The sequence below is a fragment of the Pseudomonas sp. 8O genome (assembly GCF_902506495.1).
Taxonomy (GTDB): domain Bacteria; phylum Pseudomonadota; class Gammaproteobacteria; order Pseudomonadales; family Pseudomonadaceae; genus Aquipseudomonas; species Aquipseudomonas chaetocerotis.
The window spans coordinates 645,317-660,229 of record NZ_LR733265.1 but is presented as its reverse complement, the minus strand read 5'-3'; the positions used below and the strand labels follow the sequence as shown (position 1 = coordinate 660,229).

At 63.1% G+C, this 14,913-nt stretch carries 11 protein-coding genes; 1 reads left to right on the top strand and 10 read right to left on the bottom strand.

Going from position 1 to position 14,913, the window contains the following annotated elements; translation table 11 throughout:
• Window positions 1-4: 4 nt before the first annotated feature.
• Window positions 5-748, bottom strand: a complete 744-nt coding sequence (locus GV002_RS16495; protein ID WP_160019421.1) for a 5-oxoprolinase subunit PxpA — start codon at window positions 746-748, stop codon at window positions 5-7.
• A gap of 228 nt (window positions 749-976) precedes the next feature.
• Between GV002_RS16495 and GV002_RS16490 the strand changes: the two genes are divergently transcribed.
• Window positions 977-3,184, top strand: coding sequence for a TonB-dependent receptor domain-containing protein (locus GV002_RS16490; protein WP_160019420.1), 2,208 nt, complete (start codon window positions 977-979; stop codon window positions 3,182-3,184).
• Between the two features lie 353 nt (window positions 3,185-3,537).
• Here the strand turns inward: GV002_RS16490 and GV002_RS16485 are convergent, their stop codons facing one another.
• The 9 genes from GV002_RS16485 to GV002_RS16445 form a co-directional block, all read right to left on the bottom strand.
• A complete protein-coding gene (locus tag GV002_RS16485) occupies window positions 3,538-4,650 on the bottom strand; it encodes an alpha-hydroxy acid oxidase (RefSeq protein ID WP_160020187.1) in 1,113 nt (370 codons plus the stop codon).
• 50 nt (window positions 4,651-4,700) lie between these two features.
• Window positions 4,701-5,369: a Fe2+-dependent dioxygenase gene (locus tag GV002_RS16480; RefSeq protein ID WP_160019419.1), complete on the bottom strand. Its 669-nt coding sequence runs from the start codon at window positions 5,367-5,369 to the stop codon at window positions 4,701-4,703.
• Between the two features lie 143 nt (window positions 5,370-5,512).
• A complete protein-coding gene (locus GV002_RS16475; protein WP_160019418.1) occupies window positions 5,513-7,816 on the bottom strand; it encodes a TonB-dependent receptor in 2,304 nt (767 codons plus the stop codon).
• Window positions 7,817-8,151: 335 nt separating this feature from the next.
• Window positions 8,152-9,315: a type III PLP-dependent enzyme gene (locus tag GV002_RS16470; protein WP_017678861.1), complete on the bottom strand. Its 1,164-nt coding sequence runs from the start codon at window positions 9,313-9,315 to the stop codon at window positions 8,152-8,154.
• A gap of 382 nt (window positions 9,316-9,697) precedes the next feature.
• Entirely contained in the window at window positions 9,698-9,976 is a 279-nt protein-coding gene (locus GV002_RS16465; protein WP_160019417.1) for a DUF2218 domain-containing protein, read from the bottom strand.
• A complete protein-coding gene (locus tag GV002_RS16460; protein ID WP_160019416.1) occupies window positions 9,966-10,763 on the bottom strand; it encodes an ABC transporter ATP-binding protein in 798 nt (265 codons plus the stop codon). The genes GV002_RS16465 and GV002_RS16460 overlap by 11 nt, the downstream gene beginning before the upstream one ends.
• On the bottom strand, window positions 10,760-11,806 hold the full coding sequence (locus tag GV002_RS16455) for a FecCD family ABC transporter permease (RefSeq protein WP_256667112.1): 1,047 nt from the start codon (window positions 11,804-11,806) through the stop codon (window positions 10,760-10,762). Before GV002_RS16455 ends, GV002_RS16460 begins: the two co-directional genes overlap by 4 nt.
• Complete coding sequence (locus GV002_RS16450) at window positions 11,803-12,918, bottom strand: ABC transporter substrate-binding protein (protein ID WP_256667111.1); 1,116 nt, start codon at window positions 12,916-12,918, stop codon at window positions 11,803-11,805. Before GV002_RS16450 ends, GV002_RS16455 begins: the two co-directional genes overlap by 4 nt.
• Window positions 12,906-14,855, bottom strand: a complete 1,950-nt coding sequence (locus GV002_RS16445) for a TonB-dependent receptor domain-containing protein (RefSeq protein WP_160019415.1) — start codon at window positions 14,853-14,855, stop codon at window positions 12,906-12,908. The genes GV002_RS16450 and GV002_RS16445 overlap by 13 nt, the downstream gene beginning before the upstream one ends.
• Window positions 14,856-14,913: the final 58 nt, after the last annotated feature.

Sequence of the window (14,913 nt, the reverse complement as noted above, 5' to 3'; positions counted from 1 at the left end):
TCCCTCACAGCGCATCCAGCCGAGCGCGCAAGCGGCGCAACACCGCCAGCGACTCAGGATTGTCGCCATGCACGCACAGGCTATCGGCCCGCAGCCGCAGTGGTTTGCCATCGATATCGGCGAAAGAATCGCCGCTGGCGATAGCCAACGCCTGGTCCAGGATTCGCTCGGGATCATGGTGCACCGCGCCGCTGAGCCGGCGTGGCGCCAGTTGCCCATCTGACAGATAGGCGCGGTCGGCGAACGCCTCGAACATCAGCGGCACATCGGCCTCGTCGGCCAAACGTAGCTCCCGATCATTGTCAGCCAGTGCCAGCACCATCAACGGTAAGCCCTTGCGGTAGCTGGCGCAGGCATCGAGCACCGCCGTCAGCAGCGCGTCATCACGAACCAGATCGTTGTAAAGCGCGCCATGCGGTTTGACGTAAGCCAGCTGACAGCCGCCTGCTCGGCAAAAGGCATCCAGTGCCCCGACCTGATACAACACCAGTGCGCGGACCTCTTCCGGCGAGCACTGCAGATGACGTCGACCGAAGCCTTGCAGATCCGGATAGGAAGGATGCGCGCCAATGCTCACGTCATGCGCCACGGCAAGCTCGACGCTACGCGCCATGATCAGCGGATCGCCGGCATGGAAGCCGCACGCCAGATTGGCCTGATCGATCAGCGGCATGGCCAGCGCGTCGTCGCCCATGCGCCAGGCGCCAAAGCCCTCGCCCATGTCGCAGTTCAGGAGAATACGGTTCATGCCGGCAGCTTAGAGCGCCAGGAACGCATGCGTAAAGCACGCGCCACACTCGAGAATTAATCGCATTTACAAAATTTACATCTGCCTGCAGGCCAATCATTACGGCCTCTCCAGCCGGATGCCCTGTCCGTCGGTATCATCCGCAATTGAACCTTATATGCAAATCACTATCATCCCGGCCGTCTGCAACCGTTCCGACTGCACCCTCTTACTGCCAGGAGTAGATCGATGTCCGCCCTCAATTCCCGCACCGCCTTGGCCAGCGCCATTGCCTTGGCCGCCAGTTTCGGCGCCCAGGCCAACGAGCCTATCGCCCTGGGCGATGTGGTCGTCAGTGCTTCCGGCTTCGAACAGAAGATCACCGAAGCCCCCGCCAGCATCAGTGTGATCAGCCGCGAGGAGTTGCAACAGAAGCGCTACAACAACCTGGCACAGGCACTGGGTGACGTCGAGGGTATCGACATCGGCCAGGGCACCGGAAAAACTGGCGGGCTGAACATCAGCATCCGTGGCATGCCCAGCCAATACACCCTGATCCTGATCGATGGCCGCCGACAGAACGCAGCCGGCAACGTCACCCCTAACGGTTTCAACGAGACGTCCACCAGCTTCATGCCGCCGCTGTCCGCCATCGAACGTATCGAAGTGATTCGTGGGCCCATGTCGACCCTTTATGGTTCCGATGCCATGGGCGGGGTGATCAACATCATCACCCGTAAAGTTGGCAAGGAGTGGACCGGCTCTTTGACCCAGGACTACACCTATCAGGAGAATCGCGATTTCGGCGATACCCGCAGCACCAGCATCTATGCCAGTGGCCCGCTGGTAGACGACCTGCTCGGCCTGCAGGTACGAGGCAGCCTGTTCAATCGTGAAGAGTCCGATCTGAGCTACGGCAATGGCGTTGAAGTCAGCAAGCGCGGCCCATCTCCAGTCGATGGCGGGACCAACAATCTGGGCGCACGCCTGACTCTCACCCCGCACGAGAATCACGACTTCGGCCTGGACATCGAGCGCAGCCGCCAGAAGTACAACAACGACGAGTGCCAGCTCGGCAGCCTGGATGGTTTGAACCGCGACTGCACTGCCAGCGCCACCACCGCCAACGGCTATGCCGACGAATTACGCTTCGAGCGTGAGCAGATTGCCCTGACCCACAGCGCACGATTGGGCTTCGGCACTCTGGATTCCAGCCTGATGCACAACCGTACCGAAACCATCGGCCGCACCATTCCGGGTAATGTGATCGGCAACAGCTCCGGAATCCCGGGCACACTCATCGGTGACGACCGAGATCTGGAAACCACCAATCTGGTTTTCGACACCAAACTCGTAGCGCCAATTGGCGAATCACACGTTGCGACGCTCGGCGGTCAGTGGTGGAAAGCCGAAATGACCGACGGCATCGCCCTGGACGATTTCGAGCAGAAAACCTGGGCACTCTTCGCCGAGGATGAATGGCGCCTGCGCGATGATTTGGCACTGACACTGGGCGCTCGCTATGACGACCACGAAGCCTTCGGCGGCCACGTCAGCCCGCGCGCTTATCTGGTATGGAATACAACCGACAACTGGACGCTCAAGGGCGGCGTCAGCCGTGGCTATCGCACGCCGGATCTGAATGATCTGCACAGCGGAATCAACGGTGTCACCGGCCAGGGCACCATTATCACCATCGGCAACCCGGACCTGGAACCCGAAACCACCACCAGCACCGAATTCGGCGTGTACTTCGACAGCCTGGCCGGTTTCAATGCCAACGCCACCCTGTTCCACAACAAGTTCAAGGACAAGATCGCTACCGGTGACCCGGTTACCGACCCGCTGTGTGCTGGCAACACCGGTGGTACCTGCGCCCAGCAGATCAACATCGACGAAGCCGTGACCCAGGGCCTGGAACTCGCCGCGAGCTGGAACTTCGCTCCGGCCTGGACACTTTCAGGCAACTACACCTACACCGACAGCGAGCAGAAAAGCGGCGACAACAAAGGCGAACCGCTGACCAATACTCCTGAGCACCTGGCCAATGCCAAGCTCGCCTGGCAGACCACTGATCGCCTCAACCTCTGGCTCAAGAGCGAGTACCGTGGTGAACGTGCCCGATTTACCTCCAGGTACGAAAATCTGGCCAACGCCAATGGCAGCTACTCCACCAACCAGTCGATCTACGACACGCTGGGCAAGAACACCAAGGCCTATACCTTGTTCCACCTGGGTGGCTCGTTCAAAGCCTCGGAAAACGTGACGCTCAACGCGGCAATCTACAACCTGCTCGACAAGGACTTCGTCAAAGGCAAGGCCTACACCACTTACGCCAATAGCGGTGCAGCCAATGGCACGGCCTACGGTACGGACTACATCCAGAGCACCCAGTCCACCACTGGCGTGATGGAAGAAGGTCGTCGCCTGTGGCTGTCGGCAGTAGTCGAATTCTGACCACAACCGCAAAAAGCAAAACGCCAGCTCTGGAGCTAATGCCTGTCAGTTAAGCCGTTGCACTCGATCTTTGTAGGAGCCGGCTTGCCGGCGATCCGCCATAAAAAGCATCGCCAGCAAGCTGGCTCCTACGAAAAACGCCCCCTCTGCTGCAAGTAGGAGGGGTGGTAAAGAACTTATCTGATCAGCATTAACCCTGGGGCTGGCGTTCTGCTTTCTAGCAATTGCCACCCCTGCAGGCGGGAAACCACAACACTGCAGTCATCAACGGCTGATCATCGAGTAGTAAGCCGTAGCCAACTCGGCATGGCGCGAACATTGGCCGTAGAAGCCATCTGCCAAAGAATGTCCGTCTAGCGAGTGGCAGGACGCCAGATCACATCCGGCCCGATGCTGGCCAGGTCGGCGCAACCGGTCAGAGCCATGGCCACCTCCAGCTCAGCGCGCAGCAGTTGCAGCACGTGCGCTACCCCGACCGCACCGGCCGCTGCCAAGCCAAAGACATAGGGCCTGCCGACCAGCACGGCGTCCGCTCCCAACGCCAGCGCCTTGAGGATATCGCTGCCACGGCGAATGCCTCCGTCGAGCAATAGCGGCACCCTGCCCTGCACAGCAGCGGCGATTTCGGGCAGCACGTCGATGGTAGCCGGCAGGCCGTCCAGCGTACGTCCGCCATGGTTGGAGACGATCAGGCCATCCACGCCCGCCGCCAGCGCCTGTTCGGCATCGACGCCGCTCATGATGCCCTTGAGCAGAATCGGCAAACGCGTCTGCTTGCGCAGCCAGGTGAGGTCGGCCCAGGTCGGCGCCGCGGCCAGCAGTGGGCCGCCCAGGAGCAGGCTGCTGTTCTGCGGATCGGCCTGCGCCTGCAAGGGTCGCATCCCACGCAGATTGACCGCCTCGACACCCGCCGGCAGGGCGAAGCCGGCGCGCTGCTCGCGATTGCGCACGCCGGTGACCGGGGCATCCACCGTCAGCACCAGCGCCTGGTAGCCGGCGCTTTCTGCACGACGGATCAAGGCCGCAGTGAACTCGCGATCAGGCTGGATATACAGCTGGAACCACAGCGGCGCCTGCGCCTGCGCCGCGATGGCTTCCAGCTCGACACTGGCCTGGGTACTGACCACCATGCCCGCGCCCAGTGCAGCTGCCGCGAGTACGCTGGCCAATTCGCCATCGGGATGGGCGAGCTTCTGGTACGCCACCGGCGCAAGAAAGATCGGGTGGGCGAAATCCTGGCCGAACAGACGCAGGCGCGTATTGCCACCGCTCAGGTCTTGCAGCACTCGGCTACGCAGACGCAGACGCTCGAACGCCGCCCGGTTGTCGGCCAGGGTCAGCTCATCCGCCGCGCCGCCGGCCAGGTAGGCCCAGGCCTGCTCGCTCATACGTTCGCGGGCATAGGGCTCGTAGTCGACGACAGCGGCGATGGTCTGGGGAATCTGCTGCAGCGTGGGCAATGGCATGCTGTTACTCGGCGGGTCGGTGCGTGGGATCAGGGTGATGGATCGAGCGCTCAGGTCTGCGTCCATTGCCGCAGCAGGTTGTGGTAAATCCCGGTCAAGCGCACTAGTTCTGGGCTGTCTGGCACCTGCTGGCGCAGCGCCTGGATGCTGTCATCGAGTTCCAGCAGCACGTTGCGCTGCTCGTCCTGGCGCACCAGGCTCTGCACCCAGAAGAACGAGGCCAGACGCGCGCCGCGGGTCACCGGTTCGACCCGATGCAGGCTGCCGCTGGAATAGAGAACCAGATGGCCGGCCGGCAGTTTGATGCGCTGGTCCTGTACCACCAGTTCACCGCCGTCGTACTCGTCCGGTTCGCTGAAGAACAGAGTGGCCGACAGGTCGGCACGAATACGATGCGGCGTGCCCGGCACGCTGAATACCGCATTGTCGATATGGTCGCCGTAGGTGCCGCCCTCGGCGTAACGATTGAAACGCGGCGGCACCACTTTCAGCGGCAACGCGGCAGCCATGAAACCCGGATGCTGGGCCAGGCAGGCCAGGATGAAATCGCCCAGCTGCTGCGTCAGCGGATCATCCTGAGCGAGCTGCTGGTTGGCCTTGACGTTCACCGCCTGGTGCCCAGCCGTCAGCCGGCCATCCTGCCAGTTGCCGCCGGCGAGCGCGGTGCGGCACTGCTGCAGCTGTTCGGCATTCAGCACGTCGGGAATGCTCAGCATCATGTTCGGGGTTCTCCAGGCCAATCGCCGTTGCGAATGATTCTAAAGGGCTGCAGCACTCGGACAGAAGCCCGATCTGCTGTCGCCACCAAAATGAAAACGCCCCGACTGCGCTGCAATCGGGGCGTTGTACCACTCAAGCGTGCTTAGAAGTGGAAATTGGTGCTCAGGGTGAAGGTACGCGGATCACCCAGCAATGCACGGCGTCCCTGCCAGTTGGCCGAGCTGACGTATTCCTCATTGGTGAGGTTGTCGATGTTCAGGCGCACGTCCACATTGGCATTGACCTCATAGCTGGCCATCGCGGCGAAGGTGGTGTAGCTCGGGACACGCCCGTAGCGACCATTGGCGACAATACGCTCGACGTCATCCGGACGCCCCAGGTAGGACGAACCGACGTGCTGGGCGCCCAGGCCCAGGGTCAGGCCGACGGGCAGGCGGTAGGTCGTCCACAGGTTGCCGGAGACCTTGGGCGTGAAGGCCAGCTCATCACCATCGGTGCGCAGCTCACTGCCGTAGTCGCCACTGTTGGCACGACGACGCACGTCATCCAGATAGGCGCTGTGCTTGCGCTCGCTGTCCATGAACACAATGCCGCCGAAGACATCCCAGTTGTCGGTGATCTTGCCGCTGGCGCCCAGCTCCAGGCCTTTGACCACTTGCTCACCATAGCCCTTGAGCGTAGCGGCGCCTGTTTGCCCGACATCCCGACCGGTAATCGCGACCTTCTTTTTCTCGGTGTAGAACAGCGCAGCGGTGGTAGACAGGCGGCTGTCGAAGAAGTCCCACTTGGTGCCAATCTCGTAGTTGTGCGCCCGCACCGGATCGGCGCCCTTGATCAGCGCCGGCAGGCCCTGGTCAGTACGCGAGATATCCGAGTTGGACAGGTACGAGCCCGGCGGTTGGGTGGATACACCGTAGGCCGCGTAGACACTGCCATTGGGCAGCGGCTTGTAGACCACGCCCAGCTTGCCGCCGAGGCTCAGTTCGGTGTCGTCGAAATCATCACCCGGTGCGGCAGCGCCATCCAGACGCTTGTTGCTGATGCTCGCCTGGTACTGCTCCAGGCGCAGACCACCGGTCACCTGCCACTGCGGGTTGATCTCGATGGTGTCGTAGACATAGAGCGCGGCGGTATCGACGTCGACCTTGGTGCGATCACGCGGGGCCAGAGCGGCCGGCACGCTGCGTTCCCAGTCCGGGTCGAATACGTTGACCAGCCCCGGCAGCGTCTGCGATTGATAACCCAGCGACTCGGATTTCTCGCGACTCAGTTCGAGCCCAGCCGACAGGTTGTGGCGCAACCCGGCGGTATCGAACTGAGTGGACAGGTTGGTCAGGTTGCTCAGCGACGTGTTGACGCGGTCATACTGCTGGCGCTGTACGTTGACCAGCGCAGCATTGGCGTTGTTGTCGTCATCCAGTACGTGGGTGTAACGCGCCTGGCGGTCAACGCGGGCCAGACGCGTCTGGTTGCTGATGGTGACGCCAGCGGACAAATCATGTTCGAGGCGGAACATCAGCGCATCGCTGGTGGTGTCGTCGAAGTCGGACTTGAGACCGAAGTACTTGTCGCGATCGGCCGACCACACCGAGGAATCTAGCGGGGTGTTGGCACCCTTGAGCTTGTCACGCTGGGTCACACCGGCCACGCCCAGATCCGGGCGGTCGTTCATCTCGACGTGCTCGTAAGCGACGATAGCGCGAGTGTCGGTGCCCAGACCGAAGGCCGCCGACGGGGCGATACCCCAGCTGTTCTTCTCGGCGTGCTCACGGCCCGCGACGCCGCTATCCTCGACCAGCAGGTTGAGACGGAAAGCGCTGCTGTCGTTGATGATCTGGTTGGTGTCAAGCGTGGCACGGCGGCGCGGCTCGGAGTCGTATTGGTCGAAGCCGAAGCTGGCGCCGCCGGCGATGAAGCTTTCCAGGGTCGGCGTCTTGGTCACCTGATTGACGTAACCACCGGCGCCACCGCGGCCGTTGTCGGCTGCCGGCCCTTTGAACACCTCGACCTGCTCGACGTTGAACACGTCGCGGGTGTAGCTGCCGTTGTCACGCGCACCGTCGATGAACAGGCTGCCGCTGGTGTTGAAACCACGCAAGCTGAAGTTGTTGGTGCCGGTGGCGAAACCGTTTTCACCCGCCTCGAAGCTGATGCCGGGGGTATTGCGCAGTACATCGGTCAGGGTGCGAGCGTTCTGCTGACGGAACAGGGTTTCCGGAATGACGTTGACCGTCTGCGGTGTATCGAGCAATGCAGCGGTCTGTTTCGGCGAGGATGCCTTGTCGACCTTGAAGCCCTTGTCCTGCTGCCCCTGAACGGTTACGTCGCCCAGTTCGACTGCCGACTCCTGGGCCACGGCGAAACCGGATAGCAGGGCCAGGCTGACGGCCGAGGCCAGCAGACGACGCTGGGGGAAAGGTGCACGCTTGTTGTGTTTATCGCTCACGAGAGTCACTCCAGATGGAAACTGCGCGCGATAGTATTTGAGATTCAATCTTAATCAATCATTACGAATGATTTACATGAGCCTCTTTTGTAACAAAAATGTCAGTGCCTTTTCTCCGTATCAAATGGAGCGCTCCAGGTTGGTGATTCAGCGCAGGTGAGAGGCTCTGGGCAGAAATGAAAACGCCCACACGAGGTGGGCGTTCATCACGCAGCATCGCGGGCCTATCACCCGTAGGGTGCGCTGCGCACACCAGCATTATCAGGCGGTGCGCATGGCGAACCCTACACGGCATGGCCTCCAGGCTACGGTAGCAACCTAAGGTTTGCAGCGCCTTACAGGTAGTAGGACTTCAGCGGCGGGAAGCCATTGAACTCCACGGCGCTGTAGCTGGTGGTGTAGGCACCAGTGGACAGCCAGTACAGGCGGTCGCCGCTGGCCAGGTTGAGCGGCAGGCCGTACTTGTAGTTCTCGTACATGATGTCGGCGCTGTCGCAGGTCGGCCCGGCAATCACCACCTCTTCCATCTCGCCCTTCTTCTCGGTCCAGATCGGGAACTTGATGGCTTCGTCCATGGTTTCGATCAGGCCGCTGAACTTGCCCACGTCGGCATAGACCCAGCGCTCGACCGCGGTGCGCGACTTGCGTGCAACCAGTACCACTTCCGAAACCAGTACGCCGGCGTTGGCGATCAGCGAACGGCCCGGCTCGAGGATGATTTCCGGCAGTTCGTCGCCGAAGTCTTCCTTGAGGAAGCGGGTGATCTCCTCGGCGTAGGTTTCCAGGTCATTGGTGCGCTGGATGTAGTTGGCCGGGAAGCCGCCGCCCATGTTGATCATCTGCAGAGTGATGCCGTCTTCTTCCTTCAGACGCTCGAAGATCACCTTGACCTTGGCGATGGCGGCGTCCCAGACGTCGATATCACGCTGCTGGCTGCCGACGTGGAAGGAGATGCCGTAGGGCACCAGGCCCAGTTGCTTGGCCAGGATCAACAGGTCCAGGGCCATGTCCGGCTGGCAGCCGAATTTGCGCGAGAGCGGCCAGTCGGCGCTGGTCGAGCCTTCGGTGAGGATGCGCACGTAGATCTTCGAACCCGGCGCAGCCTTGGCGATGTTGCGCAGGTCGGCTTCGGAGTCGGTGGCGAACAGGCGCACGCCCTTGTCGAAGAAGTAGCGAATATCACGGGACTTCTTGATGGTGTTGCCGTAGCTGATGCGCTCCGGGCCAACGCCGGTGGCCATGACCTTGTCCAGCTCGTAGATCGAGGCGATGTCGAAGCTCGAGCCCTTGTCGCGCAGCAGCTCGATGATCTCGGTGGCCGGGTTGGCCTTGACCGCGTAGTAGATCTTGGCGAACGGGAAGCAGTTGCCCAGTTGATCGTAGGCATCGGCGATGATCTGCCGGTCGATCACCACGAACGGGGTTTCGTGCTGATCGGCGAACGCCTTCATGCGCTGGAAAGTGGCGGGTGCGTAATAGTCTTCGACCTTGATCGACATGCTGGGGACTCCAATGGCAAAACCGGGAACACATTGATTCGGGCAGCAGAACCGCTTACAGGTTCCGCTACGTGTCGGGGCTGGCCGCGCTAAACGCTGGCCTGAACGTCTGACAGTTTCCCCACTTTGGTTCGCCTACTTCCCAAGGCATGTCGCCGAGCATCACCGGTACCGACCATTCGCCGGCCGGCAACCTCTCGTCGTCAGTACTTGAGCCGGATGGATCGTTTCCAGCATGGACGTTCGGGCGCGGACTTTAAGACCATGCGTCCCTCAGATCAACCGGAAATTACCCCTAATTTCATCTCGTTCCGGATATCACACAAAACGTCCTGAAATGCTGAACAGGCGGGGCTTTCAGCCAGTTTGGCGCAGCTGTGTTTCAGTGCCATTGCAGCACCAGTTCGTCCAACTGGGCGAAGCCCTGCAAATGGCGCCTGATTACCTCCTGCAACTCATCCAGTTCGGCCGCACTCGGTGCTGTGCAGGTCAGCTGCAACGTCTGTTCATCGGCCTGCAGCATGCACTCGCCAATGGAGAAACGCAGCTGGCCTTCGCGCTCGCTCCAGCGCGCCTCGATCTTGTGCGAAAAATGCTTGCACAGGCGCCCAAGCAGGCGCGGCGCCTGGCTGCTGGGAAAACGGCTATGGCTATTGGGCATGAGGTGAGACTTCCTTGAGCAGAGGACTATCGGCCAGCACCAGCGGCTGGCCGAGCGAGCAGTGTTCGATACGTGCTTCGATGGCGTAGGCGCGGCGCAGCCATTGCGCATCCAGCACCTCGGCGGGAGCGCCGAAACGGTAAGCCCCGTCCGGCGCCAGCAACAGCAGATGACTGCAGAACCGCAGCGCCAGGTTGAGGTCATGGCAAGCCACCAGAGCGATGGTGCGCTCCGTGCGGCAACGCTCGGCGACGCAGTCGAGCACGCGCAGTTGCCAGTGCAGATCGAGCGCGCTGGTGGGCTCGTCGAGCAACAACAGTTGCGGCTCGCCGACCAGCGCCTGCGCCAGGCCAAGCAGTTGCCGCTGCCCGCCGGACAGGCGATCCATGCGCTGCAAGGCCAGATGCTCGATGCCCAGGCGCTGAAGAATCGTTTCGACCCGTACCGTCAGCTCGTGCGAAGCAAGCTGCGGACAACGCGCCCGCGCCGCCGCCAGCAAACTCTCATAAGCCAGCAGTGACACCGCCTGTGGCAATTGCTGCGGCAGGTAGGCCACCTGCACCTGCTGGCGCCAGGGCGGCACGCCGCTCAGCGTCGAATCACCCAACCGCGCTTTTCCCTGGCACGCCTGCAAACCGGCAATGGCGCGCAACAGCGACGATTTGCCGACGCCGTTCGGGCCGAGCAGGCCAACCACACTGCCGGCTTCCACGGCAGGCAGGGTCAGATCCTGCAGGATGTTGCGCACGCCATAGTTCAGCCCCAGCCCCTCGATCAGCAGGCTCATAAGCTACGCCCCCGCGCCAGGATCAAACCAATGAACAGCGGCACGCCGATCACGGCAGTGACCAGCCCAACCGGCAGGATCACCCCGGGCAGCAGCGCACGGCTGGTCAGGGACGCCAGCGACAGCAGCAAGGCACCGGCCAGCGCGCTGCCGGGCAGATAGAAGCGGTGATCCTCGCCCAGCAACAGGCGCGCCACGTGCGGCCCGACCAGGCCGATGAAGCCGACCTCGCCGACGAATGCCGTGGCCACGCCGGTCAGCAGGCTGACCCGCAACAGCACGAAGGTGCGCAGACGGCCGACGCGAATGCCCAGGCTACGCGCCTGTTCCTCACCGCCGCGCAGGCTGGTCATCGCCCAGGCCTGACGCAGCGCCAGCGTCAGGCACAGGGCAAGCACCGCAGTCACCAATCCCACACGCTGCAGATCGGCACGCGCCAGGCTGCCGAGGGTCCAGAACACGATCTGCTGCAGCGCATCGGCATCGGCGAGAAACTGCAGCAGCCCGACCAGCGCATTGAGCCCGAACAACAGGGCGATACCGAACAGCACCAGGGTATGCAGCGCCTCCCCCAGCACCCGCGCCACCATGAGCAGCAGCAGGCAGGAGATGAAAGCGCAGGCGAAGGCCGCCAGCGGCAGCAGAAGGTCGGCGCCGAGCCCAGCCAGATTGGGGCGCAGCAGGATCACCAGCGCAGCACCGAGCGTCGCCGCCGCGCCGACGCCAAGCGTGAAGGGACTGGCCAGGGGGTTGTTCAGCGCCGTCTGCATCTCCGCGCCAGCCAGGCCAAGGCTGGCACCCACCACCAACGCCATCAGTGCGTAGGGCACGCGAATTTCCAGGATGATCACCGCCTGCGCGGCGTCCAGATGCTGCGGCTGCAACAAGCCACGCGCCACATCCCACCAGCTCAGGCCAGCCGGGCCGGTGGCCAGATCGGCGATGAAACTGGCCAGCAGCAACGCCGCCAGCACGCCCAGGCAAGCCCAGCGCCGCAACAAGGTTCGCCGGTAACCGAGGCGCAACACCTGCTGCGCACTCACAAGCTGATCCAGTACTGGCCGTCCAGCGTCACCGGCTGGAACTCACGGTAGAAACGCTCCAGGGTGCTCTGCGGATCGAGATCGACAAAGGCTCCGGGATACAGCCACTTGGCGAACACCTGCACAGCCACCACGTTGAACGGGCTGTTGTAGAAGCCATGCCAGATGGCATACGCCCTGCCCTCGCGTATGGCGCCCAGATGCTGCAGGCCGCCGCGTCCGAGCAGGTGCCTGAGCGAGGCCTGCGCCGCATCCGCCGTCACGCCAGGCCCCAGGGCGATATAGGGCGCGTCCTCAGCCAGGCTGTCGGCCGAGCCCACGGCGCTGGCGATGTACAGTTCGGGCGGCTGGCTGAGCAGCAGCTCCAGACTGAGGGTGCCGGCATGGCCGGGCAGACGCTCACGGGCGATATTGTCGCCGCCGGCCTCGGCCAATAGATCGGCGAACATGCCGCGCGCCATGCTTTCGCAGCAACCCTCGCCAAGGCCGGCGCGGCTGTGCAGAAACACCTTGGGCGCGGCGCCTTGTGGCAAGCGTTCACGCACCGCAGCCAATGCCTCGGCGTGCGCCGCGTTGAAGGCTGCGGCACGCACCTCACGACCCAGCGCCTGGCCGAGCAGGGTCATGCTGCGCGGCGTATTGACCAGCGGCTGCTCACGGAAATCGACGAACAGCACCGCCACTCCGGCGCGCTGCAGCTGCTCGATCAGCCGGCCCTGCGTGCTGTCCGGGCCATGCCCGGACAGGCTGAAGATGGCCAGATCAGGGCGCAGCGTCAGTACCTGCTCCAGGCTGAAAGTATCGGCCGCGCCCTGGCCAATGCGCGGCACCTTGGCCAACTCGGGAAAGGCCTGCTGGTATTGCAGCGCGCTGCCGGGATCGACCAGCGCCAGATCGGCGGGCATGCCCACCAGGCGCTCCAGCAGCTGCTCGCCTTCGAGAATGGCCAGCACCGGCAACAGACGGCCCTCGCCCAACACGATGCGCTCGACGCGCTCGGGCACCTGCACCTCACGCCCGGCCAGATCGATCAGCACCTGCGCCTGCACCGGGGCCAGCAACGCCAACCCCAGCATCACTGCAACGATTGCTCGCCCCATCAGATTCGCCATGCCAGCCCCAGACGCAGCTCACGGCCTGGCTCGTAGGAGCCACGGATACCCTCGTAGTCCGGAATGTGCTCGAAGTCCTCGTTGCTGGCGTGATCCAGGTACTGCTTGTCCAGCAGGTTCTTCAGCGTCAGGGTCACCGTCAGGCTTTCAGGCACGGCCTGCCATTCGGCATACAGGTCGTGTACGCCGTAGCCTGGTTTGGAGACATCGCCGACGCCGGTGTGCAGGGTGTCGATGCCGCGCACGAAGCGGCCCTGCCAGCCGAGGCTGAGATTGTCGCTGGCACGGTAGTCGGCGAAAGCGGTCCAGGTGTCGCCGAGGCTGGTGCCCAGGCCGTTGTATTCGTAGACGTTGAGACGCTCGCCATCCAGACGCGCCTCATTGCGGTGGTAGCTCAGACCCAGGCTGAGCTGCTGCCAGTGGTAGGCGGTGCTGAGCAGCACACCCTTGCTCTTCAGGTCACCGACGTTCTCATACAGATTGGGCCGGCCGATGGGGTCGGCGATGGCATCCTTGATCCGGGTGACGTAGGCCTTGCCGCTCAGCTCCCAGCCACCGTCGCGGTAGTCGAAGCCGACCTCGTCGGTACGCGCCTTCTCGGCTTTCAGGTCCGGGTCGTTGCCGGATACATCGAGCTTGAAGGCATCACGCACCTGCGGCCCGCGCAGCGCCCGCGCCTGGCCGGCGAAAACAGCCAGTTCGGGAGTCAGCTGGTAACGCAACCCCAGGTTGGGGCTGATGCCTTCCTCGATGAAGGTCTGCTTGTCGCGGTCGTCGAGCGTGTAGCGCTCGTAGCGCAGGCCGGCGTCGAGCTGCAGACGCGAGGTGATCTGGTAGCGGTCCTGCAGGTAGACACCGAGCACTTCGCCGTCTTCGTGATCCAGCTCGCGGTCACCCTCTGGACCAAGGGTGGTGCGATCATCACGGTAGTCGACGCCATAGGTCAGCTGATGCGCGCCAATGCGGCTGGTGTTGCGCAGGTCGAACCCCGTGCTGCGGGTATCGCCGAAGTACAGACCGAAGCGGCCGTCCTGCTCCAGCTCGTTGGTGGTGTGATAGGTGGTCAGCTCGACATCCAGCAGGTCGTTGTTCACGGGCTGCCAGGCGTAGTTGAGCGTCCAGGTCTCGCGTTCGGTGCTCAACGGATACAGGCGATTGAAGCTGCTCGGGATCCACTGCGGGCGCTGGCTGCGCTCGCCTTCATCAATGCGCTTCTCGTAGCTCAGGCGCAGGGTCTGCTCCTCAGTCAGCTTGCCCACCAGCTTGGCGAAGCCGAGCTTCTGCCGTGCCGCCGTACCCAGCACGTCGTCGTTGTTGCCGTCTTCAAAGTCGTTCTGATCCTGGTAGGTGGTCATGGCCAGCGCCGACCAGTTCTGGTTGAAACGGCCGAACACACTGGCGCTGCTCTTGTAGCCCTCGCCATTGCTGAAGTAGCCGGTCTTGAGCAGCGCACCGAGCTGCTCGCCATCGCGCAGCAAGTCGTCCGGGTCCTTGGTGACGAAGCGGATCGCGCCGCCCAGCGCGCCCGGCCCGGCAGTCGCATCGCCGGTGCCGGCCTGGACTTCGGCGCGCTTGAGCAGCTCCGGCTCGATGCCGATGCGGCCCGTATGGTGGAAGGTCTGCCCCGGCTGGCTGGCGCCGTCGATGCTGATGTTCAGCAGGGTGTCCTCCAGGCCGCGCAGGTAGAGCTTCTGTGCCACGCCGGGGCCGCCGGCCACGGACACCTCGGGATTGGACTCGAACACTTCCTGCAGGTCGCTGGCCTGGTAACGCTGCAGTTGCTCGGCCTCGACGCTCTCGTTGCGGTCGATGGCGGCGGCGGTGATCTCTTGCGCCTGCAACTCCAGCGCAGCATCGGCGCCGTGCGCCTGCGCGGCGAGCAGACTGGCAAAGGTAATGGCGCCGAGCAGACTCAGGCGATAAGGGCAGTGCGGCATGATCGATCCTCCCCAGGAAAGATGTGAATATTTCGCATTTGCGAATTCTCATCACAAG

Coding starts and splice junctions, on each gene's coding strand:
- GV002_RS16495 (WP_160019421.1), bottom strand. CDS start 748: ATGAACCGTATTCTCCTGAACTGCGACATGGGCGAGGGCTTTGGCGCC.
- GV002_RS16490 (WP_160019420.1), top strand. CDS start 977: ATGTCCGCCCTCAATTCCCGCACCGCCTTGGCCAGCGCCATTGCCTTG.
- GV002_RS16485 (WP_160020187.1), bottom strand. CDS start 4,650: ATGCCATTGCCCACGCTGCAGCAGATTCCCCAGACCATCGCCGCTGTC.
- GV002_RS16480 (WP_160019419.1), bottom strand. CDS start 5,369: ATGATGCTGAGCATTCCCGACGTGCTGAATGCCGAACAGCTGCAGCAG.
- GV002_RS16470 (WP_017678861.1), bottom strand. CDS start 9,315: ATGTCGATCAAGGTCGAAGACTATTACGCACCCGCCACTTTCCAGCGC.
- GV002_RS16465 (WP_160019417.1), bottom strand. CDS start 9,976: ATGCCCAATAGCCATAGCCGTTTTCCCAGCAGCCAGGCGCCGCGCCTG.
- GV002_RS16460 (WP_160019416.1), bottom strand. CDS start 10,763: ATGAGCCTGCTGATCGAGGGGCTGGGGCTGAACTATGGCGTGCGCAAC.
- GV002_RS16450 (WP_256667111.1), bottom strand. CDS start 12,918: ATGGCGAATCTGATGGGGCGAGCAATCGTTGCAGTGATGCTGGGGTTG.
- GV002_RS16445 (WP_160019415.1), bottom strand. CDS start 14,855: ATGCCGCACTGCCCTTATCGCCTGAGTCTGCTCGGCGCCATTACCTTT.